Source organism: Geoglobus ahangari (assembly GCF_001006045.1).
Taxonomy (GTDB): Archaea; Halobacteriota; Archaeoglobi; order Archaeoglobales; family Archaeoglobaceae; genus Geoglobus; species Geoglobus ahangari.
Genome location: NZ_CP011267.1, coordinates 21,498 through 42,859 on the forward strand (window position 1 = coordinate 21,498; position 21,362 = coordinate 42,859).

General features: G+C 54.0%; 26 protein-coding genes and 2 tRNA genes. 14 read left to right on the top strand and 14 right to left on the bottom strand.

Features of this window, described 5'->3' with window-relative positions; genetic code table 11:
• Positions 1 to 559: 559 nt before the first annotated feature.
• On the bottom strand, positions 560 to 1,390 hold the full coding sequence (locus GAH_RS00165; protein WP_048094137.1) for a DMT family transporter: 831 nt from the start codon (positions 1,388 to 1,390) through the stop codon (positions 560 to 562).
• A gap of 157 nt (positions 1,391 to 1,547) precedes the next feature.
• Here GAH_RS00165 and GAH_RS00170 point away from each other — a divergent pair, with 157 nt between their 5' ends.
• Entirely contained in the window at positions 1,548 to 1,865 is a 318-nt protein-coding gene (locus GAH_RS00170; RefSeq protein ID WP_048094138.1) for a NifB/NifX family molybdenum-iron cluster-binding protein, read from the top strand.
• Positions 1,852 to 2,964, top strand: coding sequence for a M20 family metallopeptidase (locus tag GAH_RS00175; RefSeq protein ID WP_048094139.1), 1,113 nt, complete (start codon positions 1,852 to 1,854; stop codon positions 2,962 to 2,964). Before GAH_RS00170 ends, GAH_RS00175 begins: the two co-directional genes overlap by 14 nt.
• Here GAH_RS00175 and GAH_RS00180 read toward each other — a convergent pair.
• The 3 genes from GAH_RS00180 to GAH_RS00190 all read right to left on the bottom strand — a co-directional run bounded on the left by GAH_RS00180 (position 2,954) and on the right by GAH_RS00190 (position 4,114).
• Positions 2,954 to 3,622, bottom strand: coding sequence for a helix-turn-helix transcriptional regulator (locus tag GAH_RS00180; RefSeq protein WP_048094140.1), 669 nt, complete (start codon positions 3,620 to 3,622; stop codon positions 2,954 to 2,956). The two genes, GAH_RS00175 and GAH_RS00180, sit on opposite strands and share 11 nt — an antisense overlap.
• Positions 3,623 to 3,685: 63 nt before the next feature.
• A tRNA-Ser gene (locus GAH_RS00185) sits at positions 3,686 to 3,768 on the bottom strand.
• A 91-nt stretch (positions 3,769 to 3,859) separates the two neighbouring features.
• Positions 3,860 to 4,114 carry a hypothetical protein gene (locus tag GAH_RS00190; RefSeq protein ID WP_245604028.1) on the bottom strand — a complete coding sequence of 85 codons (255 nt, stop codon included), beginning with the start codon at positions 4,112 to 4,114 and terminating at the stop codon, positions 3,860 to 3,862.
• A 78-nt stretch (positions 4,115 to 4,192) separates the two neighbouring features.
• Between GAH_RS00190 and GAH_RS00195 the strand changes: the two genes are divergently transcribed.
• From GAH_RS00195 to GAH_RS00210, 4 genes are all read left to right on the top strand, one after another.
• Positions 4,193 to 4,423 (top strand): FeoA family protein, encoded by a 231-nt coding sequence (locus tag GAH_RS00195; protein WP_048094141.1) that lies wholly within the window; start codon positions 4,193 to 4,195, stop codon positions 4,421 to 4,423.
• Positions 4,404 to 4,907: a metal-dependent transcriptional regulator gene (locus GAH_RS00200; protein ID WP_084632201.1), complete on the top strand. Its 504-nt coding sequence runs from the start codon at positions 4,404 to 4,406 to the stop codon at positions 4,905 to 4,907. Before GAH_RS00195 ends, GAH_RS00200 begins: the two co-directional genes overlap by 20 nt.
• A gap of 65 nt (positions 4,908 to 4,972) precedes the next feature.
• Entirely contained in the window at positions 4,973 to 6,673 is a 1,701-nt protein-coding gene (feoB, locus tag GAH_RS00205; protein WP_048094142.1) for a ferrous iron transport protein B, read from the top strand.
• Complete coding sequence (locus GAH_RS00210; protein ID WP_048094143.1) at positions 6,673 to 6,978, top strand: hypothetical protein; 306 nt, start codon at positions 6,673 to 6,675, stop codon at positions 6,976 to 6,978. The genes feoB and GAH_RS00210 overlap by 1 nt, the downstream gene beginning before the upstream one ends.
• Here the strand turns inward: GAH_RS00210 and mdh are convergent.
• Together mdh and GAH_RS00220 are read right to left on the bottom strand one after the other, a co-directional pair.
• The gene (gene mdh / locus GAH_RS00215; protein ID WP_048094144.1) at positions 6,972 to 7,859 is read right to left on the bottom strand and encodes a malate dehydrogenase; all 888 of its coding nucleotides are present in this window, start codon (positions 7,857 to 7,859) and stop codon (positions 6,972 to 6,974) included. The genes GAH_RS00210 and mdh overlap by 7 nt on opposite strands.
• Before the next feature lie 42 nt (positions 7,860 to 7,901).
• Entirely contained in the window at positions 7,902 to 8,984 is a 1,083-nt protein-coding gene (locus GAH_RS00220) for an LUD domain-containing protein (RefSeq protein ID WP_052747697.1), read from the bottom strand.
• A gap of 65 nt (positions 8,985 to 9,049) precedes the next feature.
• On the opposite strand from GAH_RS00220, the gene pdxS reads away from it, so the two are divergent.
• Positions 9,050 to 10,051 carry a pyridoxal 5'-phosphate synthase lyase subunit PdxS gene (gene pdxS, locus GAH_RS00225; RefSeq protein ID WP_084632203.1) on the top strand — a complete coding sequence of 334 codons (1,002 nt, stop codon included), beginning with the start codon at positions 9,050 to 9,052 and terminating at the stop codon, positions 10,049 to 10,051.
• A complete protein-coding gene (gene pdxT, locus GAH_RS00230) occupies positions 10,048 to 10,635 on the top strand; it encodes a pyridoxal 5'-phosphate synthase glutaminase subunit PdxT (protein WP_048094147.1) in 588 nt (195 codons plus the stop codon). Before pdxS ends, pdxT begins: the two co-directional genes overlap by 4 nt.
• On the opposite strand, the gene GAH_RS00235 is transcribed toward pdxT, so the two are convergent.
• From GAH_RS00235 to GAH_RS00255, 5 genes are read right to left on the bottom strand one after another with little or no spacing between them, the layout of a single operon-like run.
• Positions 10,627 to 11,388, bottom strand: a complete 762-nt coding sequence (locus GAH_RS00235) for a DUF169 domain-containing protein (RefSeq protein WP_048094148.1) — start codon at positions 11,386 to 11,388, stop codon at positions 10,627 to 10,629. The genes pdxT and GAH_RS00235 overlap by 9 nt on opposite strands.
• A 39-nt stretch (positions 11,389 to 11,427) precedes the next feature.
• Entirely contained in the window at positions 11,428 to 11,976 is a 549-nt protein-coding gene (locus GAH_RS00240; RefSeq protein ID WP_048094149.1) for a hypothetical protein, read from the bottom strand.
• A 41-nt stretch (positions 11,977 to 12,017) separates the two neighbouring features.
• A complete protein-coding gene (locus tag GAH_RS00245; protein WP_048094150.1) occupies positions 12,018 to 12,563 on the bottom strand; it encodes a hypothetical protein in 546 nt (181 codons plus the stop codon).
• Positions 12,564 to 12,612: 49 nt separating this feature from the next.
• Positions 12,613 to 13,557: a TPD domain-containing protein gene (locus GAH_RS00250; protein WP_048094151.1), complete on the bottom strand. Its 945-nt coding sequence runs from the start codon at positions 13,555 to 13,557 to the stop codon at positions 12,613 to 12,615.
• Positions 13,547 to 13,858 carry an NMD3-related protein gene (locus GAH_RS00255; protein ID WP_048094152.1) on the bottom strand — a complete coding sequence of 104 codons (312 nt, stop codon included), beginning with the start codon at positions 13,856 to 13,858 and terminating at the stop codon, positions 13,547 to 13,549. Before GAH_RS00255 ends, GAH_RS00250 begins: the two co-directional genes overlap by 11 nt.
• Between GAH_RS00255 and GAH_RS00260 the strand changes: the two genes are divergently transcribed.
• On the top strand, positions 13,857 to 14,516 hold the full coding sequence (locus tag GAH_RS00260; RefSeq protein WP_048094153.1) for a hypothetical protein: 660 nt from the start codon (positions 13,857 to 13,859) through the stop codon (positions 14,514 to 14,516). The genes GAH_RS00255 and GAH_RS00260 overlap by 2 nt on opposite strands.
• A complete protein-coding gene (locus GAH_RS00265) occupies positions 14,480 to 15,658 on the top strand; it encodes a tripartite tricarboxylate transporter permease (protein WP_084632205.1) in 1,179 nt (392 codons plus the stop codon). Before GAH_RS00260 ends, GAH_RS00265 begins: the two co-directional genes overlap by 37 nt.
• Here the strand turns inward: GAH_RS00265 and GAH_RS00270 are convergent.
• The gene (locus GAH_RS00270) at positions 15,652 to 16,038 is read right to left on the bottom strand and encodes a hypothetical protein (RefSeq protein ID WP_048094155.1); all 387 of its coding nucleotides are present in this window, start codon (positions 16,036 to 16,038) and stop codon (positions 15,652 to 15,654) included. The genes GAH_RS00265 and GAH_RS00270 overlap by 7 nt on opposite strands.
• Positions 16,039 to 16,147: 109 nt before the next feature.
• Here GAH_RS00270 and hxlA point away from each other — a divergent pair, with 109 nt between their 5' ends.
• Complete coding sequence (hxlA, locus tag GAH_RS00275) at positions 16,148 to 17,446, top strand: 3-hexulose-6-phosphate synthase (protein WP_048094156.1); 1,299 nt, start codon at positions 16,148 to 16,150, stop codon at positions 17,444 to 17,446.
• Here the strand turns inward: hxlA and GAH_RS00280 are convergent.
• Positions 17,440 to 18,726: a thymidylate synthase gene (locus GAH_RS00280; RefSeq protein WP_048094157.1), complete on the bottom strand. Its 1,287-nt coding sequence runs from the start codon at positions 18,724 to 18,726 to the stop codon at positions 17,440 to 17,442. The two genes, hxlA and GAH_RS00280, sit on opposite strands and share 7 nt — an antisense overlap.
• 86 nt (positions 18,727 to 18,812) lie before the next feature.
• Here GAH_RS00280 and GAH_RS00285 point away from each other — a divergent pair.
• Positions 18,813 to 18,886 (top strand) — tRNA-Gly (locus GAH_RS00285).
• Between the two features lie 86 nt (positions 18,887 to 18,972).
• On the opposite strand, the gene GAH_RS00290 is transcribed toward GAH_RS00285, so the two are convergent.
• Positions 18,973 to 19,209: an amphi-Trp domain-containing protein gene (locus GAH_RS00290; protein ID WP_048096591.1), complete on the bottom strand. Its 237-nt coding sequence runs from the start codon at positions 19,207 to 19,209 to the stop codon at positions 18,973 to 18,975.
• Between the two features lie 107 nt (positions 19,210 to 19,316).
• On the opposite strand from GAH_RS00290, the gene GAH_RS00295 reads away from it, so the two are divergent.
• Complete coding sequence (locus GAH_RS00295) at positions 19,317 to 20,597, top strand: uracil-xanthine permease family protein (RefSeq protein ID WP_048094158.1); 1,281 nt, start codon at positions 19,317 to 19,319, stop codon at positions 20,595 to 20,597.
• A gap of 4 nt (positions 20,598 to 20,601) precedes the next feature.
• Complete coding sequence (gene upp / locus GAH_RS00300) at positions 20,602 to 21,300, top strand: uracil phosphoribosyltransferase (protein WP_048094159.1); 699 nt, start codon at positions 20,602 to 20,604, stop codon at positions 21,298 to 21,300.
• Positions 21,301 to 21,362 lie beyond the last annotated feature (62 nt).

Here is a 21,362-nt window from a genome sequence, read left to right on the forward strand (position 1 = left end):
TTTTTTGCATTTTCTTTCGAATTTGTATTCTTTTTTATATTTATTTACCATAAATATTGTCTTTGTTATCTTTTTTAGATTTTATTCTGAATATTACATGAGATAGAGAAGCTATTGTTACCGCTAAGCTGATAATTGCGAGGCTAAAGAGGACTAACGCATATGAAGGACAAATATATCCCCATAATAAAACTTCCAATTGTAAGCACACCTGAAAATGTAGCGAATACTATATCCCAATTTGTTTCTCCACCTACTTTGTATTCAACATGAGCACCGTGCACTCCTGGTGATATTTATAAATCCAACTATCGAACCTATGAAAGAAGTCTCTTAATGTTCTATTGGCCTCATCATATTTTCCAATTAAATAACCTATCCATATATCTTTTTCATTTAAATCTTTGATTAAAAGTTCTATCTCTTCTGGTAATAGTAAATTTAATAGTAAATTCAATCTTTGGGAAATATTTCTCATTTTTGTTTCTAAACGGAAAACAGCACAACATCACCCAGAAGTCCAAAGCCTGTTGGAAATACGCCTTTATCACAATACAAACTAAGACCTCTCGACAAGATACACTCCCGAAACTATCAGAACACCACCGAGGACAGTGAACGGCCCGATGTCCTCTCCAAGGGTGAAATACGCCATCACCGCTGTAAAGAGAGGTATCAGATACACGAAAACCGCAACTTTTGTTGCTCCCATGGCTGAAAGGGCTGAGTACCACGCAACATAGCCAAAAACCGAGCAGAAGATGGCCAAGAACATGATGGATATCCAAGTCATTGTGGAAAACGTGGTGGGGTTGGCTAAACCCTCCGCATGTGCAAAGGGAAGAAGGAGAACTGCTCCAATAGCGAAGGCATAGACCGTCAGGGTTTCCGGGTTGTATCGCTCAAGGAGCCTTTTTCCGGCGATAGTGTATAACGCCCACAGAAATCCGTCGAAAATCATCAGCAGGTCTCCTTTCAGAGTTTCAGCATGGAGGAAGTCCAGATTGCCCTTTGATGCCGTAAGCACGACACCTGAGAATGCAAGGATCAGGGCCACGAACTTTCTGCCCGTGAGTTTTTCCCCGACGGTAAACGAGAGAACGGAAACGAATATCGCAGACGTGTTGATGAGAATGGATGAGTTGGTTGCAGTGGTGTAAAAGAGAGCGAGAAACTGCACGGCATAAAGCAGTGTAACGCCAGTCAGGGCAAGAAAAACCAGTCCCGGTAGATCTCGCCTTGAAACCGGAACGATTTTGCCAGACAGCTTCAGAATTGCGTACAGTACCAGGGCTGCGATGAGGAATCTGTAAAGTGCGAGGTTGAACGGGCCAATCTCTCCGAGGCTTATCTTGACGAAGATGAAAGAGGCAGACGATAGCTGTTCCAAGCAGGGCCAGCACGTGCTTTCTCTCTGAAACCACCTGAGAAGGTGTGGCCTGCGTTTTTCAATTTTGTGGAGCGCTGAATGGATGTGACCTTTCCATTTTTGAGTTGCCCCGTCAGACTCCGAAAGCTACTTAAAATCATTTTGAATATATATTCATATGAAGGTCGCAATACCCACGGATGATGGGAAAACAGTGTCGGAGCACTTTGGTAGGGCGAGGTACTTCTACATCTACGGCGATGGCGCGGTTAAGCTCGTCGAAAACCCCCACAGGGAGCATGCCGGCAGAATGGGACATGGAAGAGGGCATCACGGCCATCACGAGGTGGTCGAGCTCTTCAAGAAGGAGGGGGTCAGGAAAGTCCTGACATTCCACGTTGGAGAGGGCATGAGGAGGAATCTGGAAGATGCGGGGATAGAAATCGAAATGGTTAAGGAAAGGGACATCGAGAAACTCGTGCATGGATCTAGTTGACGTCCTCAAAGAGCTGGTGAAGATAGATACAAGAAATCCTCCCGGAAACACAGTCAGGGCTGTTGAATTTCTTGAGGATCTCTTTTCATCCTACAATACCAGAGTAGTTGGCGATGGTGAGAAGCTCAACCTGACAGTCGAGATATCAAAGGGAAAGCCGGAGTTCCTCTTCACCTCCCACCTCGACACAGTCCCCGCAGATGATTCGATGCTCGTGCCGAAGCTGGCTGAGGGAAGGCTTTACGGCAGGGGGAGCTGCGATGCCAAGGGCTGTGTTGCTGCAATCGTCTCGGCCTTCCACGGGCTCGAGATTGATGGCAAGGGTGTGACCCTCGCCTTCACGGCGGATGAGGAGGTTGGAGGACAGAAGGGGCTCGGTCTGGTAATGGAGCGAATTTCTCCAGACTACGTGGTAATCGGAGAGCCATTCGGCAGTGACAGGATCGGCGTTGCACAGGCTTCAGTGGTTCTGCTGAAGCTGATCGTGCACGGTAAGGGGGGCCACACCGCAACTGCCGACGTGAAGGAGGGGGCAGTATACAGGGCATCGCGCTTTGTAATCGACGCCGTGGAAAGGTTTTCTGGAGTGAAGGGAAACAGGGAGGAGTATTTCCGAAAAATCTCGAAGCTCGGGCTTGATGTGGAGTACAGGGGAAACGGTGATGTTGTCTTCAACCCCTCCATCATCCGGGCTGGTATTAAGAGAAACGTCGTCCCTGACGTTTGCGAGATCGAGGTGGACATGAGGATCGCACCCTGGGTGGACATGAAGGATGTCCGGAGCGCACTGAAGTACGAGGGAGTGGATGTTTTCATAGTCGGCTACCTGAAGCCCTTCGGCTTCGGACTTGACGATGTTCCGGAAGAGAGGGATGTGGAGCTGCTTGGGATCATCAGAGAGGCAGTAGAGGGAGAGGGCATGACGCCCAGAGCAGTGGTCTCGCTGGGTGTTGGTGACGCGAGGCACGTGAGAAACAGGGGGATACCGGCTTTCTACTACGGTCCCGGTGGGGAGAATATGCACTCAAGAGACGAGTTCGTTTACCTGAGCGAGCTGGAGAAGGCAGTGAGAGTTTACAGGAGAATGGTCACTCTTTGAGGAAGATTATCTTGCCTCTGCCCTTTTTAACCCTCTCAATCTTCCCCCTTCTCTCCAGATCGGTGAGCATCAGGCTGATCTTCGCGTCACTGTAGCCAGTGAGCTGCTTCAGCTCCTTCTGGGTTATCCTGCCTCCGGACCTCCTTATGATGGCCAGAAGCTCCTCCAGATCCTCTGGTAGCGCCTCTTCATCGTCACTCTTCTCACCCCTCTTTCTAATGATGAGGTACCCGGAGGCCGCGATCACCACAGTTAGGGCGATGAAGACGGGCACCACAGGCCATGAGCTCTCCCTTTTCCCGTTTCCAAGTTCGAAGCTTATTTCCGGTGCAGACACGTTCAGCTCCTCTATCACAGGCTGTGCCAACAGGTCTATGCGGTAGGTTCCGTTCTCGGTTATCCTAACTGTCTCGTTGGCGTAGAGAGTTATGTCTCCATAGTAATACGCCTCGAGCAGGTAAACTCCCGGCTCGACCTCGAACATGTAGCTCCCGTTCACCGCCACGTACCTCTGGACAGGTGTGGTGTTGATGGTGACAATGCAGTTCTTCAGGGGCTCGAACGTTTCCCAAGAATAGACCTTACCCTCAATTATTGCAGCACTCACCGGACTTGAAAGGAGGATCGCAAGTACAAGTGCTGGCAGGAACTTTTGCATTGGAAGATAGTGTTGTTTCGTGGATTTTTATATGTTTTGAGGTAGAGGGGAAAGGTCTGGTGACGCCGGGGCTGGGACTTGAACCCAGGTGCCCTCATCGGGCAGTGGATCTCGAGTCCACCGCAGTGCCTCTCTGCAACCCCGGCACCCAACATGCTTTCTAAGCTGAGGTAATATTACGTTTTTGGTGGAGGTGGCAAAGGAGAGGCAGCGAAAACCCACCTTAAGCCTGCACGCTCACACCTCCTCGACCAAAAACTCCCCGTCCTTCCTCGAAACCCTGACCCTTGTTCTCCTGCTGCCGTCAAACCCGGATGACCTGAGCCTGTGAAAGTCCGCCCTCTCCAGAAACTCCACGAGAAACTCGAGCTTCGCATACTTTTCCTCATCGTCGTGATTCAGGAGATATCTAACGAGTTTTTCGTACTCCCTCCTTGCTGCGGTCTCAATGCACACACCGTCGAGCTCGAGCACGACCTCCATACACACCATTCACCTGCTCCGCACATCTGCCATTCCCTATTTAGGCTAACCGAAAAATTTAATATTGTTTAGGTTAACCTAAAATCGATGAAGACTCTCGACCTTGCAGAGACGGGAAAGGAGTACGAGATAGTGGAGGTGAGCGGAGGACGCGGAGCAGTGAGAAACCTCAGGGAGCTCGGATTCTTGCCCGGAAGGAGGGTCAGGGTGCTGAAGAACTGGGGCTCGGTGCTCGTTTCGGTGAACGGGGCAACGTTCGTGGTTGGAGGGGGGCTCGCAAGAAAGGTGGTGGTCAGGGATGTCGGGGATGCGGCATGAGGACTACATCAGAGCTATCTACGAGCTCAGCAAGGAAAAGGGATACACAAGGGTCAAGGAGATCTCGTCCGAACTTGGGGTAAAGCCGTCCAGCGTAACCGAGATGCTGAAAAAGCTGAGCGACATGGGCTACGTGCTCTACGTAAAAAGGCTGTTCGTCAGGCTCACTGATAAGGGGCAGCGAGAAGCTGAAAGGATAATCGAGAGACATGAAACGCTCGTGAAGTTCCTGAGGGTTATAGGTGTTCCCGAGGACGTTGCCCTCAAGGACGCGTGCGTAATAGAGCACACCCTCCACCCGGTGACAGTCAGACAGCTCAAGAACTTCGTCAGGTTCATAGAGAACTCCCCCAGAGGGGGGCCCATCTGGCTCAGCCACTTCTGGGAGTTCTGCGAAACTGGAAACCACTCGTGCACGAGGCACTTAGCAACAATTCCATTTGACCAGCAGGAAAATATAAACCAAAAGAATTACGTTAGATGAAAAATGTTTTGCCTAAATTTATTAGAGTTAGATATTTAATCAACTAAATTAATTTGTTCCACTCAATGAAGGTGGCAATGGTTGGCAACCCGAACGTGGGAAAGACCACGATCCTGAACAGGCTGACCGGAGAGAGCCACGCGGTGGGGAACTACCCCGGAACAACCGTTGAGGTTCTCACGGGAAGGGCGAAAATTGACGGCACTGACGTGGAGTTTGTGGATCTCCCCGGGATATACTCCCTCGACTCATTCTCCAGAGACGAGCAGATTGTGAAGGAGTTCCTAACCCATGAAAGGCCAGACCTGATTTTGCTCGTGATGAGTGCCGCTTCAGTCGAGCGTGGCATCTACCTCGCACTGAGGCTCTCACACCTCGCGATTCCAATGGTCATTGCGCTCAACATGGTGGACGAGGCGAGGAGAGCCGGTCTGGAGGTGGATGCGGGGCAGCTGGAGGGACTGCTTGGGGTGCCGGTTGTCAGCACAGTGGCCGTGAGCGGGGAGGGGATGGACGAGCTGCGCAGGGCAATCGCTTCCGGAGGGAGAGTTCCGAAGGTTATGGCAGAAGGTGAGGATGAAGCACTCAATCTCGCCGAAGAGCTTGCGAGGCGTGTTACGTCTGCCATAGGTGAACGCGCTACCTCATCGCCGGACGTGGTGTTCACAGACACGCTCCTCGGGATACCCGTGTTTCTCGCGGTCATGTGGCTGGTTTTTCGCGTGACCTACGATGTGGCCTCACCGTTTGTTGACCTAATCGAGGTGCTGCTCGACACGGCCAAGGCCTCGCTGGCGGGCTATCAGCACCTGGCGGTCAGGGTTCTCAGCGACGGCGTGATAACGGGCGTGGGAAGTGTTCTCATTTTTCTGCCGAACATATTCTTCCTGTTTGCAGCAATCTCCTTCCTCGAGCTCACCGGATTCCTTCCCAGAGCCGTGATCGCCCTTGATGGAGTCATGTCCAGATTCGGGCTTGTTGGAAGATCAACCGTTCCCCTCATGCTCGGGTTCGGGTGCAACGTTCCGGCGGTGATGGCCACAAGGAGCATCGAGGACGAGCGCTCGAGAAAGATAACAATCCTGGTACTGCCGTTCATCTCGTGCAGTGCGCGACTGCCCATATACGTGCTGCTCTCTTCAGCTCTATTTCCGGGATTTGAGAGCATGGCAATAATGTTCCTCTACCTTCTCGGCATGGCCGTGGCGCTCACCTCCGCCCTTGTCCTGCGGAAAACGGTGTTTGGTGGCGAACCTGACTACGTGATGGAGATCCCTCCGCTCAGGTGGCCGTCCCTGAGGGATGTCTGGACGCTGAGCTGGGGGAGAACAAGGCACTTTCTGGTCAAGGCCGGAACAGTCATCCTCGCGATGTCCGTGGTGCTCTGGTACCTGACGAGCTTCCCTTCAGATAGCGTAGAGAGCAGCTATGCGGGCATGATTGGGAAAGCGATCTCCCCTCTGTTCTCCCCGTTCGGGTGGGACTGGAGAGTGGCTGTGGCGGTTGTTGCTGGGTTCGTGGCCAAGGAGGTTGTCGTTGAGACGCTCGGAATCGTCTCCGAGGGAAGCATTGCCGGCATGCTCACCCAGCCTCAGGCGCTTGCACTGATGGTGTTCACCCTCCTGTACGTGCCGTGCTTCGCAACCATTGCCACGATAAAAGCCGAGGAGGGGTGGAAGTTTGCGGCTTTTACGGCCGCATACACAACGGTCGTCGCATACCTTCTGGCCTATGTAGTGTATGCGCTCGTGGAGGTGGTTATGTGATGCTCCTGCTCTCGCTCCTGTTTCTCGCGCTCGCAGCGCTTCAGGCGAGGTACAGCCTCCCGGACTCTATGGTGCTCGCGGTCGTTTCGCTGACCTACGCCAGAGGATGGCAGAAGAAGGATGACGGGTATGTGCTTGCAGCCACGATGCTCGCCTCCGCATTAGGAGCCGTGGATGTCGTCTCAGCCATCGCAAAAGCGCTTGAAAGCGTCATCCTGCACGAAACCCCAGCTTTCGAGCTGACTCCAGCAGCACTCGGACTCTTCGCTCTGCCGCTGTACAAAATAAAGAGGTGGGCTCAGTAGCCGAGCTCCCTCAACCTCTCCTTCAGAATGCTGGCCGAATTTCTCAGAGCGTTCAGCTCCTCCTCAGGCAGGTCGTACTCAACAACCTTCTCCACACCGCCCGAGCCAATAATGGCAGGCACTCCAACCGAGACATCCTCTATCCCGTACTCTCCCTGCAGAATGACGCTCGTGGGGATCTCCTCCTTCGTGTCGTTCACGATGGCATTGACCATCCTGTAGATTGCCACGGCAGGCCCGTAAATGGTTGCCCCCTTCCTCTTTATGACCTCCGCCGCGACGAACCTCACCTGCTCGAGCGTCTTCTCTCTATCCACCTCTCCATCAAAGTCCGCCTGACTCCACATTATGAACATGCTGTCCCCGTGCTCCCCTATTATCCACGCCTTCCTTATGTTCCTTGCACCCTGAGCGAAGAGCGTTGCCTTCAGCCTCTGGGAGTCGAGCATGTTGCCCATCCCGAATACCTCGTTCCTCGGCTTTCCAGTCTCCTTCCACATGATGTAGGTCATCACGTCCATCGGATTCGTGACAACGATTATCTTGCTCTCCGGGCTTGCCTCCATTATCTTCTTCGCCACATCCCTGATTATGCCCGCGTTCTTGTTCGCGAGGTCGAGCCTCGTCATGCCCGGCTTCCTTGCAAGTCCCGCGGTAACCACAATGACGTCGCTCCCCTTGAGCAGGGAGTAGTCGCTCCCGCCCACTATCTTGGGGTACTTATCCACTCCAGCAGCGGCATGCGTCAGATCCATGGCCTCTCCAACCGCGAGATCCTCCGCGATGTCCACAAGCGCAATCTCCTCAACGTCGAGGTTCAGAAGGCACGTGAAGGCAGATGTCGCACCCACCCTGCCAGCACCGACAAAACCGAGCTTCATATTCTTCACCTTCAGCAAACTTCTCCTCAACGTTATATAATTTTACTGATTTTCGCTAACCTTCACTCCTTTCAGCGTCCTGAGCATCTTCGGCACGTCTATGTTCAGGGGACAGACCTCCCTGCAGAGCCCACAGCCAAGGCAGAAGAACGGGTTGCTCGCTCTACCGGTTATCCAGTCCCACACCGCTCCGATTCCCCCGCTGTAAACCTCTCCCCATCCGGCATTCAGGACTGTGTAGCTGGGGCAGGTGAAGAGGCAGGCCCCGCACTTCAGGCAGTAGAGCGCCTCCCTCATCTCTCCCTCCCTCGCGGCCATCCTGCCATTGTCAACCAGCACGATCCCCACCCTCTCAGGGCCGTGAATCCCCGTGATTATCCTCTTCTCTATGTCCCCGCTCTTGCTCTTTCCGGCGATGACGTTGAGGTAAGTGGGCAGCTCGTAGCCAGCGCTCCTCCACGTGAGCTCGCAGACCTTGAAGGCGGATTCCACATCCGGCACGATCTTCTCAACTCCAGCGAATATCAGGTGTTTCCTTGGAAAGGAGCTCACGAGCCTGACGTTGCCTTCATTTTCAATTATCATCACTCCTCCATCCGCTGAGACTGAGTTGGCTCCGGTGATTCCCCCTTCAGCCCTCATCACCTTCTCCCTGACGAACTCCCTTACCCTCTCCTTCAGCCCCTCGAAGTCCTTGACGCCAAACAGCTCGAATGCCTTCTCAGCGGAGATGTGGATGGCAGGCATCGTAAAGTGCCTCGGCCTGTCGCCTGCAAGCTGCACCACCAGCTCCCCCAGATCGGTCTCCCAGACCTCCTTTCCGGCCTCTTCCAGCGCCTCCCTTATCCCAAGCTCGTGCGTCACCATTGACTTCGCCTTAACAACAACTCCCGCGTCATCAAAAAAGTCGAGGGCTATCCTCCTCGCCTCACCGGCATCCTTGGCGAGAAAAACCTCGAACCCGGACTTCTCCAGGCTCGCCACCGACTTGTCGAGGTAGTGGTCGAGGTTCTCGATGGACTCTTCCTTTACCCTCCTGACCTCTTCCGCGAGCCTGAGAAAGCTCTCGTCAACTATCTTCTCCCTCCTCTCCGCGACGTTCTTCCTCGCCGACTCGACACCCACAAGGCTGGTATGCGTAAGGTAAAAAAACACTTCTGATTTAGGGGAAGTGAGTCAGGGTGATGATCATGGAACTGGAAAAACTCAGGTTTGGGACCGAGCTCGTCAAGAGGGGTTTCGCCAAGATGCAGAAGGGCGGGGTGATAATGGACGTCACCACGCCCGAGCAGGCCGCAATAGCTGAGGAGGCCGGAGCCGTTGCCGTCATGGCGCTCCACAAGGTTCCTGCAGACATCCGCGCGAGCGGCGGAGTTGCGAGGATGGCGGATCCGAGGATAATTCAGGAGATAATGGATGCCGTCACGATCCCCGTTATGGCCAAGGTCAGAATCGGCCATTACGCCGAGGCGAGGGCGCTTGAAGCGATAGGAGTTGACATGATTGATGAGAGCGAGGTTCTCACTCCCGCTGATCCCTTCTACCACATTGACAAGAGGAAGTTCACCGTCCCGTTTGTGTGCGGCGCGAGGAGTTTGGGTGAGGCTGTCAGAAGGATATGGGAAGGAGCCGCGATGATAAGGACGAAGGGTGAGGCAGGGACTGGAAATGTCGTCGAGGCAGTCAGACACATGAGGATGATGAACTACGCAATCGAGAGGGTCAGGGGTATGGACGACTACTCACTCTACAACCTCGCCGAGACATACGCAAGGGCATATCTCAGGCTTCCGGAAAAGATACACAGCGAGTTTTCCCTCACGAGCGAGATAAGGAAGGACGAGGTCGTTTACGAGGAGTACACCTTTGGAGAGGTTGTTGAGGGACTGTTTGAAGTCCTCACAGAGGTCAGGAAGATGGGCAGGCTGCCGGTCGTCAACTTCGCAGCCGGCGGAGTTGCGACGCCAGCAGATGCGGCCTTCATGATGCAGCTCGGTGCAGACGGAGTGTTCGTCGGCTCCGGAATCTTCAAGTCGTCCAACCCGCAGGCGTATGCGAGGGCGATAGTTCAGGCCGTTGAGCACTACGACGAGCCGGAGGTTATTGCTGAGGTCAGCAAGGGGCTCGGAGAGCCCATGAAGGGGCTCGACGTCTCAGACCTCGAGATCCAGATGCAGGAAAGGGGAGTATGAGGGTCGCAGTGGTCGGAGTGCAGGGAGATGTTGAGGAGCATGTTGAGATAACGAGAAAGGCGATGGAAAGGCTCGGGCTTGACGGAGAGGTAGTTGCCACGAGAAAGTCCGGAGTTGTTTCCGGGAGCGATGCCGTGATCCTCCCGGGCGGAGAGAGCACGACGATCTCCAAGCTAATATGGAGAGACGGAATAGCTGAGGAAATTCTCGAGCTTGCGAGAGATGGCAGGCCCGTGATGGGGACGTGTGCTGGCCTGATAGTCCTCGCAAAGCACGGTGACGAGCAGGTTGAGAAAACGAGGACGAAGCTCCTCGGTCTGCTCGACGTGAAGGTGAAGAGGAACGCATTCGGCAGGCAGAGGGAGAGCTTCGAGGCGGAGCTGGATTTCAAGGGAATCGGAAGGTACAACGCTGTATTCATTCGAGCCCCTGCTGTCGAGTGGGTTGGCGAGGGCGTGGAGGTTCTCGCGAGGTTTGAGGACAAGATCGTTGCGGTCAGACAAAAAAATGTTATTGGGCTTGCTTTCCACCCAGAGCTGACGGAAGACACGAGGATTCACAAGTTCTTCCTTTCCCTAATCTGATTTTTTCATGTTCTTCATGGACTCCTCGTAGCTCTTTGGCAGGATCATTCTGAGCCTCAGCGCAGTTGACGGTATCGGGTACCTTATCCCCCTCTTGTGCGTTGCCTCGAGGTTCCTTGCGATTTCTTCCGCCATCTCCCACGAGAAGGCGAAGGCGACCTCGTCGTCCTGAGTCAGGCCGAACAGCCTGTCCCCGTAGCACGGAACGACGAACCTCGGCCTCTTCTCTATGAACGACTCGAGGTACTCGCTGCATGCAGCCCTGCCGAGGATCTTCGTCTCAAACGCCCCGCCCTTCTCGTGAAGCACCGCGTGTATGAACCTCAGTATCTGCCCCGGAGTGCCGTAGACGACGGCAAAGTCAGGTATCGCCTCGTCCCTCTCCAGCGGAAAAGCGAATCCGCCAACGTACTCCCCAACATTGAGCTTCGGCACCGCCTTCTCGAACTCCACTCCCACCTCCCTGCTCGCAGCATATCCAGCATCGTACGCCAGCTCTCCACTGTTGTACAGCTCGTCTGGCTCAGCAAAGCCATACGCAACCACTCCGAGGGGGCAGGTGGTGTCTCCGTCGAAGTAGACCGTCCACCTGTACCTCCTCGCCATGTTGTAGGCCTGACAGATTGTTATCCCCTCAAACCTCCTCGCCTTCTCCGGCACCTCATCCTGGCTCTTTACAAGTTTGAAGCCAATTGGAAAGGTCGCCGGGCGTATGTACCTCTCAACCACCCTTGCGAACTCTGAGGGCTTCATAAGCCGAGTTCGGTTTGCAACTATTTAAAATGAGCGATTTTAACCTTCGAAGATTGAGTAGTCCCTGTCTATGCTGAACGCACCTGAAAACTCCCTGAAGGGGAACCTGTACTCCGCGACGCTGTACAGGTACGTTTTCTCTAAGGACAGATCCCTCTCCTCCACCTCTATCACTGAGTCGAACAGGTCTCTGAGCACCCTCTCCTTCCTCTCGTCTATCGCCCCCCCCCTGAGGAGGAAGAAGTAGACCGTCGCGTTCCTGTTCATCAGGAGGCGTATGAGCTTCTCGTCAAAGCCACCGTCGAACACGCTGAAGTGATAGCCGTAGGCTATGACGATCCCGGGCTCCACCTCGTCGTAGCTCTCGAGCATCTTTCCGACATTCTTGGGCGCGAACCCCTCAAACAGCCTGAAGCTTGACTCGAGCCTCCTCTTAGCCACTTCGTTGAAAACGTACCACCTGAGCCTGTCCCTTCCCCATATCTCCGCAATTAGCTTTGACATGGAGAAGAAGACCTCGTTCCGCGGGTAGACTATCAGTACCTTCTCACCCTCAAGGTTTGACCGAATGAACTCCGTTAAGTCCATCACAACATCTCGCATGTTTTTTCATTATAAATTCCTTGCGGTCACTCCACGAGGTTGTACTCACCATCTATCCTTATAGCCCCCGAGAACTCGGTGTGGGGGTAGACGTAAGCCTTCACGCTGTAGAAGAACTCTTTGCCCAGAGGGGCCTCCTTCTCCTCAACGTCGATCACATAGTCAAACAGGTCGCGCAGGGCTATGGACTTCCTCTCATCTATCGCGTTCCTGTATATGAAGTTGTAGAGCGTCACCTCATCGTCCAGAATCAGCCGTATCAGGGGGTCGTCCGCGTTCATCCCCGTGAAGAGCTGAAAGTGGTAGCCATAGGATATGACGATCTTCCTGTCTATGTCATCGTAGCTCATGAAGACTCTGCCGGCATCTTTCGGGGCAATCCTGCTGAATATCTTGAAGAACTTCTCGAGCCTCTTCTTCGCAATTTCGTTGAAAACGAACCACCCGATGTTCTTCCTTCCGTAATGATCAGCGATCAGCTTGGACAGGGAAAGGAAGACGTCGTTATCGGGATAGAGGATGAGGACGTTCTCCCCACCGTTAACGCTGCCTATTATCTTTTTTATACCCATACGAGTCCATGATGATGAACCGTATTTTATAAGCTTTTCTGTTCGTGGCTCAGACAACGACCGTCAGGAGGCCCATATTCCTCAAAACGGCCCTCAAATCCCTGTTCCAGTTTGCAACCACAATGTTGCTCCTCACAGAGTCGAAGAGCTTCATGACGTCCTTCAGAAACTCCGTTGACCGCATCTCCTCAGCCTTCCACTCAAAGACCTCGGTGTTCAGCGACTCTGCAAGCTCCTCGGCGTTTCTGTTCGCGAGATACACCTTCATCTCGACCAGAAACCTCTTGGACGGGCTCTCGATGAACCTGTGGTCCTTGAGCATCGCGAGCGAGTTCAGCTCGTCTATCTTCCCAAGCCAGTAGATGACCATCCCATCTCCGTACATCTCGAGGTACTGATCGTACTGCTTTTTGGAGTAGAACCTGTGGAGCTTTATGTCCCCAAACAGGGCCTTGCTCTCTATCCACCTGATCTTCCTGCCCTCAACCTCTATCCCGTCCTCTATGTAGAAATCAGGCGTTTTCTTCGCCGGTCTCAGCTGGTTCTCGTCCTTGAACTCCACGTTCAGCGATTCGAGGTGCTCCCTGATTATCTCCTCCCCAACCCTCCCCCTCGCGAACTGGTATCTCACGGCTATCGGGGAGTAGATGAAGTCCTTGTATATCGCCGACCACACCATCTCGGAGAACTCGCTCTCGTCAGGGTTGGAAAAGCTCTTTGAGATCTCCTTGTTCGTCATCCCGAGGGACTTCATCAGAAGCTTTATCCTCATCACCGGCGGCAGCCTGAGCCATTCCGGAATCCTGTGGTGCTTCTCCCAGTAAGCTGCAAGCTCTGGGAGCTTGGCCGTGTACACGTGGTACCTCCTCTTCACGTTGTCAATCCTCTTCTGCAGAAGGATGCTGAAGAGGGTCCCCCGCGGGTAGGAGTAGTTCCTGAAGTCGCTGAACCTCCTGAGCTCCCTTCTGATCTTGAAGAACTCCTCACTTCTCATCTGTAAACCTCACGGAATACGTGAAAAACCACCTGACCCTTCCCCTTCTGAGCCCGGCATACTTCGTGCTTGACTTCACAACGGCAGGCCTCAACTTCTTGACCTTCGACAGGAACCTCCTCGCCGTGTTCACGTCATCAAAATAGACATCAATTCCGTACTTGTTTCTCACAACCTCCACTTCCTCCAGCTTCTCTATCATTCTCTCAACGCCCTCAACGTTGCCCCTGAACTGTATCAAGGCAGGGTGCTTCACAGGTGAAAGTTTTATTATCCTGTATATCCATTTTTCCCTTACCATGTCCCACAACCTTGTGGAGATCGAGGAGGACCTGCAGTACATAGCGGTCGCATCAAAGAGGAGCGACTTCGACCACGCCCTGATCAGGCTCGTCCTATCAACGCTTGCAGATGAAGAGGAGATACTGAACCTGACGAGGAGAGACCTCGCGATCAGTGGAGGGACGTTCTCGGTATACCTGAGGAGGGCGGGAAGGAGCAGGAAGGCCCCGATAGACGAGCGCACCTACCTGAGCCTGAAGAAGATCTCGGAGGGGTTGTCGGGGAGGGAGAGGATTTTCAAGCTGAGCCGGAGCGAGATTGATGACATAATAGCCAGACATTCCCCCGAAGGCAGGATCTACAACCTGACCGGTCTGAGGAAGGCCGTTAAGAGGATTCTCGAGGACAACCTCCTCGGCAGGAGCTTCGACGAGCTTGATGACATGGGCTTCGAGGAGCTGTGCGACTTCATGGGTGAGTTCCACCCGATGTTCTCCGGGATGTGGGATCTGGACGATGATGATGTAGCCTATGAATACTTCATGATGCTGAGCGAGAGGCACGGCATTTCCGAGGTCTCCGAGATGTCCGAGCTGAGCGGTGAGAGTGAGGAGAGGATAGAGAGGCTCATGGGCAGGAAATGGTACCTGAACTATTTGGATTTGCCATCGGAGTGATTGCAGGCCTGATTCCCGGAATCCACCCGAACACCTTCGCCTCCCTGATGCTCACCACCTCTCCCATTCTTCTCCAGCATTTTGAGAGCCACGAGGTTGCGCTGATCATCTTTATCTCGTCCACGGTCTACACTGTCACTAACATAATTCCAGCAGCGTTCATAGGAGTCCCGGACGAGGACACTGCAATCGCAGCATTTCCTGCCCACAGGATGGTCATGGAGGGAGACGGGTTTAAGGCAGCATCGATCTCCGCGATCTCAAGCTTCCTTGCCTCCCTGATTTCGGTTCCCGCGTTCTACCTCCTGATAATGGCCGGAGAAAGCGTCAGAGAGCTAATGATCCTTACACCGCTCGTGCTCACCCTCGTCCTCATACACCTCGTAATGCTCGAGAGGGACGAGTTTGGCGGTAGCCTTGCAAACTGGAGGAAGAGAGGGTACGCTATCGCGGTAATGCTCTCCTCCGGCGCTCTGGGATACTACTCAACCAGCATTTCCTGTGGGAGCGCTTCCGTGCTGTTTCCACTCCTCTCCGGGCTCTTCGCATTTCCAACGCTTATTGCCGGAATGACATCCACGAAAATCCCGGAGCAGAGGATAGAGGTTGATCTTCCCGGGGTGAGGGCTGTTCTGAGAGGTGCTGTATCAGGGCTCTTCGTGTCGCTCTTCCCCGGAATAAGCTCTGGCGTGGCCACAGCCATCTCGGTTGGGAGAGAAGACGGGGAGAAGGAGTACATCTCCGCAGTGAGCGCGGCAAACACCGCGAATGCGATCCTGAACTTTGCAGTTCTGATCTCGGCTGGAATGGTAAGGAGCGGGACGGCTCATGCGTTCTCTGAACTTTCCAGAGCCGAGGATTTCTCGTACCTGCCACTCATAGCCCTCGCATCGGCATTTGCCGGTCTCTCAGCTACCTTGCTCCTGTCAGTTCCGGCTGCAAGGGCTTTCTCAAAAATAAACCCATCCAGAATCTCCCAGCTCGTTCTCGCGTTCCTGATTCTGGCCGTGTTCATCTCCTGCGGATTTGCCGGGCTGGCTGTCTTCGCTGTGGCATCGCTGATAGGTCTCTCGACCCTCGCGCTGAGGGTGAGGAGGATTCACTGCATGGGGGCGGTGATCATTCCAGCCCTTCTTCACTGACTCCTGAACTTCCCCTTCTCCACGTACTCCTCGAGCTTCCTCACGAACCTGTCGGAGGTCTTCACAACGGGGATGACCGTGGTGTCTCCTCGAACGTTGCTTATCCTGTCGGTGTACTCGAACCTGTCATCGTGCCCGTGATAGAGTATCCACCTCCTGAACTCCCCGACGTCAGTGAAGGATGAGTAGGTGATCACCTCCACTATCACAAACCTATCCTCGACTATGCCGTGCAGGGTTTCGAAGTCCACTATGTAGAGCCTCCCGTTGGAGTAGAAGACCCTCTCGACCTCGAGGGCGAGGGCGTTTCTCACGAAATCCGCGAACTCAAACCTCTCCGGCTCGTCTATGACAACAGGACCGTGATGGATGACGTTCATATTCCCGCCATGGATCGCGGGTATAAAAATCTCTCCCCGCATGCCGAAGCTGACACGAGCTAACACTGAGCTTGGCAAAATTAAATAAGTTGAATGTCGAAGTGTGGGCATGGACAGGCCTGTGCTTCAGGTTGCTCTCGATCTTGTCGAGCTCAAGAGGGCTGTGGAGATAGCCGGAGAGGCTCTTGAGGGAGGAGTTGACTGGCTTGAGGTTGGCACGCCGCTGATAAAGAGCGAGGGGATGAACGCGGTCAGAGAGATAAAGAAGGCCTACGGCGTCAAGACGCTCGCAGACATGAAGACCATAGACACGGGCAGCGTTGAGGTGGAGATGGCGGCGAAGAGCGGTGCGGACGTGATAATAATCCTCGGCCTTAGCGATGACTCCACCATTCAGGAGGCGATAAGGGCTGCGAGGAAGTACGGTGCCGAGGTGATGGCCGACCTGATCAACGTTCCCGATCCTGTAGAAAGGGCAAAGGAGCTTGAGGAGCTCGGTGTGGACTACATAAACGTCCACGTTGGCATAGACCAGCAGATGAAGGGAATGGATCCTCTCGACGTGCTGTCTAAGGTTGTCGAGGCTGTCAGCATCCCGGTGGCTGCGGCCGGAGGGCTTGATGCCGAGAAGGCCGCGAGCTGCGTAGCTCTGGGAGCAAGGATCGTAATAGTGGGCAGCAACATAGTGAAGTCGAGGAACGTGACGGAGTCTGCGAGGAGAGTAAGAGAAGCAATAGACGAGGCGTGGAAGGAAGGCAGGAAGGTAGAGATGAGAAGGAGGAGCCTCGAGGAGGAGACAAGGGAGATACTGCTGAAGGTCTCAACCCCGAACATAAGCGATGCCATGCACAGGGCGAGGGCGATGAGGGACATCTACCCAATAGTGAGGGGGAAGAAGGTCGTCGGGAAGGCAGTGACTGTAAGCACGATGGACGGGGACTGGGCAAAGACGGTCGAGGCCATAGACGTTGCTGGGAAGGGTGATGTGATAGTGATCAAGTGCTCAGGAGATACCGCAGCCGTCTGGGGGGAGCTTGCAACGAGAAGCTGCATAAACAAGGGGATCGAGGGAGTAATCATAGACGGGGCTGTGAGGGATGTGGACGACATAAGGGAGCTTGGCTATCCGGTATTCGCGAAGAGGGAGGTTCCAAACGCGGGAGAGCCCAAGGGGTTTGGTGAGATTAACGTGAAGATAGAGTGCGGCGGAATAGAGGTGAAGCCGGGAGACTGGATAGTGGCTGACGATAACGGAGTCATGGTGATACCCAAGGAAAGGGCATACGAGATAGCGAGGAGGGCCCTTGAGGTGAAGAAGCACGAGGAGAGGATTAGGGGAGAGATAGAAGACAAGGGAAGGACGCTTGCGGAGATAGTAGAGCTGTACAAGTGGGAGAAGGTTCAGTAGCCCTTCCTATTTATTTTGTCCACGTAACCCGGAGTTTCGGGCTCGAGTATCTCCCGCACTGAGTCCACGAACTCCCCGTAGATGTGGGCGTCGAGGGCGAAGTGGTAGTACCTGTGCGAGCTGAAGCCGAGCATCTCGGCCACGTACTTGGTCAGGATGTTGAACGCGTACATGTTCGCGTGCATGGCCCCATACGCGTCGTTCGAGCGCATGTAGAAGATGCCGAAGAAGTTCTCGTTAACCCCGAACTGGTACCCCCTCAGGCACGGCGGCTCGTCGCTCGTTATGTCCCATGGCCTCGATATACCAACGTAGCAGTCCCTCCTCTCCCTCCTCTCCTTCAGCTTCCTGATCACAGTGTATAGCTGGTCAACCCTGACCTCATCCCTCTCGCAGTACCTCGCCCTCTCGGCGTAGGTGTAGGTCTCACCCTCCTTCAGAATGCTCTCCCTCACCTCCCTGTCTATCGCCCCCGCGTGGATCACGTAGTCATGGGCATACTCTATTCCATACTTCTTTGTGAACGGAGCCTTGTCGTGTATCTGGTTCTCCTCCGGGTTCTTTACTTCAACGAAGACCCTGTGCAGGTACTTGCTCTCCTCCTGCCCCTCGAACAGCTCCCCCCACTCGGTTCTCTTCACCTCCCCGTGGTAGTATATGTTCTCGAGAACCGCGTGCCAGGCTGAGGAGAGGTAGTCCTCAACTATGTGCGTCCCGAGCCTGTGGTAGCCGAATGACTCCGAATACCTTCTCCTCTCCACCCTCTCGAGGTCCCTCTCGTACACGTGGGGTATGGACACGAGCATCGCAACGCTCCCGGCCTCAAGCCCCACCCTCTTCCCAACCTCCTCAAGCACGTGGCTGATGAAGCTGAGGTTCGGGGTGAAGTAGCTGACGGCATCCATTGACCTCACGAAGGCTGTTGCGTGCAGCCTATCATCAGCGTAAAGCAGGCTGATCTCGGTGATTGCTGGGGGAGTATCGCACAGGTGATCCTTCGGCCTCCAGATAGGGATAGACACCCTCCTCGTGTACGGGACGCTTTTAAGCTTCTCAACCGCGCTCTCCATGCACTCCTCCACTCTATGAGAATAGCTTTCACCGCACGCCCTCCACCCGCTCGGATCCGGGTCGAAGTCAGAGAATGGCTCCTCAAGAATTACGAGCTCGGGCTTCCCCCTGAGCTCCAGACCGTACTTTGACCTGATTCTGAGGTTTTCGTCAAGTATCTTCGAGATCAACATTTTCTGAAGCTTCTCAGGGTCTTTTGCGATCAGCATTCAGAACACCTCAATACTGTCGTGCAGGAAAGACTTAATGTTTACCCGAAAGCCTTATTAACAATTTCAACCGTCAGGCAAAACGGGCGCCGGTGGTGTAGCCTGGCTAACACAGGGGCTTGCCGAGCCCCTGCCCCGGGTTCAAATCCCGGCCGGCGCATACAACAAACGTTTTTTTGAGGGCTTTTCAGGGTAATTCCGGGAAAATAGTAGGGAGCCAGATTCCTGGCATTTACTTAAAAGTATTTAAAGAAGCTTCGCCCTCTGCCTGAACTCCGCCTTTATCTTGAGCTTCCTCTTCCCCCCGTCGTACTCGACCTTCACCTCAACCGGCTCGGTGAACTCGAGGGAGATGTTCCCGTCCTGAGTGCTGACCTCAACCTTTCCCTCCCTCTCCACCTGATCCGCAAGCTTTCTGAAGAGCTCGGCAAGCTCGCTTTTGCTAAGATAGGCCTCATACTCCACCTCTTCATGACCAAACATTTCAACCACCGTTCATATTCGAGAAAACCATTTTATGAAAATTTCGAAATTTGCTCAGCCCTCAAAAACATTTTTTAACAAACCGAGAACCTAAGAGGGGCGGTAGGATGAATGGCGTAAGAGTTGGTGTCGAGGATAAGTTACCGTACAGCAGAGCAGTGGTTCTCGGTTTTCAGCACGTTCTCGCGATGTTTGGGGCGACGATCACGGTTCCTCTTGTCGTCGGAAACGCGATAGGGCTCAGCCAGAAGGACATCGCCCTTCTGATTCAGGTTGTGCTTCTGGCTATGGGCATAGCGACCATACTCCAGACGACGATAGGCTCGAGGTATCCTATAGTTCAGGGGTCGAGCTTCGCTTTCATCCCGGGCCTCATAAGCATCGGCAGCTCGAGTGGCCTTGCGGCTGTTGAGGGAGCTCTGATTGCAGGAGGAATTGTGGAGGCAGTATTCGGTGGCTTCGGCATAGTGGGCAAGCTCAAGAAGCTGTTCTCTCCGGTCGTCACCGGAGTGACGATAATGCTCATAGGCTTCTCCCTCGCCCACGTTGCTGTGAAGTACACATTCAACTTCTTCGCCGACCCCAGTGGAGCGAGCATACCAAAGGCCGTTCTGATAGCGCTGGTAACCTTCGCCGTGACCGTTGCAGTGGCGCTGAAGTCCAAGGGTGCTCTGAGAGCGATGCCCGTGATAGTGGGAGCGGTTGTGGGTTACGTGGTCAGCATAGCTCTCGGGATGGCCGACTTTACACTCGTCAGTGAGCTTCCAGCCTTCAACGTTCCGAGGCCCCTTCCATGGGGGATGCCGACCTTCGAGGCCTACGCCATAATAACGCTCCTCTTCGCGTTTATGGTCAGCATAATCGAGAGCGTTGGGGACTACCACGCGATCTCTGCCATATCAGAGGCTCCGATTACGAACAGGCACATCAACAGGGGAATAATGAGTGAGGGGATAGCGTGCTCAATCGCCGGAATATTCGGAGCATGCGGAACGACGAGCTACTCTGAGAACATAGGGCTGGTGGCGCTGACGAAGGTGGCAAGCAGGCAGGTGGTGCAGATCGGCGGGCTGATACTCATCGCGATCTCGATGTTTCCCAAGTTCTCAGGAATTCTCGCCTCCATTCCCCAGCCCGTTCTCGGAGGACTGACAATCGCGCTCTACGGTATGATCAGCGTCACCGGGCTCAGGCTTATAAAGGACAAGGTCGAACTCAATGACAGGAACATGCTGATAATTGCCAGCGCGCTGATAGTCGGACTTGGAGCGCCCCAGCTCCCACAGGAGTTCCTCGCGCACTTCCCGAAGATAGTGGCGAGCATACTCGAGTCCGGAATGGCCGTTGGAGCCCTAACGGCGATAGTTCTTGATCAGATACTGAGGTGATTGTATGATTAAGGATGAGAGGTGGGAAGGAGTTTACACGATGGAGGACTCTCCGTACCTCATGGAGGTTCTGACCGAGCTGAGAGACAGAGAAACAGACTCCATAGGGTTCAGAAAAGGGCTCGTGAAGCTGGGCAGGTTCATGGGCTACGAGATCATAAAGACCATGGAGTTCGAGAAGAGGAGGATCGAAACACCTCTGGAAGAGACCGACGGGATAGTTGTGGTGGATAGAAGAAACGTGGTCATAATAACGGTTCTCAGGGCTGCCGTTCCCCTTATGGAGGGGCTCGTCAAGGTGTTCGAGCACGCGAGGATCGGGATAGTCTCCGCCGTCAGGGGGAAGGCCCCTGAGTTCAGGGTGGAGATGAACTACATCAAGATCCCCCAGATAAGGGAAGAGGACACGGTCATAATAGCAGACCCGATGATAGCAACAGGCTCCACCCTAATAGAGGTGCTCAGGGAGGTCAAGAGGTACGGAAGCCCCAAGAGGATAATCGTGCTCGGAGTTCTCGCCGCACCTGAGGGAATAAGCAGGATAAAGAAGGAGTTCCCCGAGGTGGAGATCTTCGTTACCAAGGTCGACAGAGAGCTGAACGAGGACGGCTACATCCTCCCCGGGCTTGGAGATGCCGGAGACAGAACATTCGGGTCTCCACTGAAGCTCTCAACTCTCCCGCAGCTCCACAGCTTCGACTGAACCTTATCTCCCATCTTCTTTTTTGGGAATCGCTGAGCCCAATCCCGCAGAACCTCTTCGAA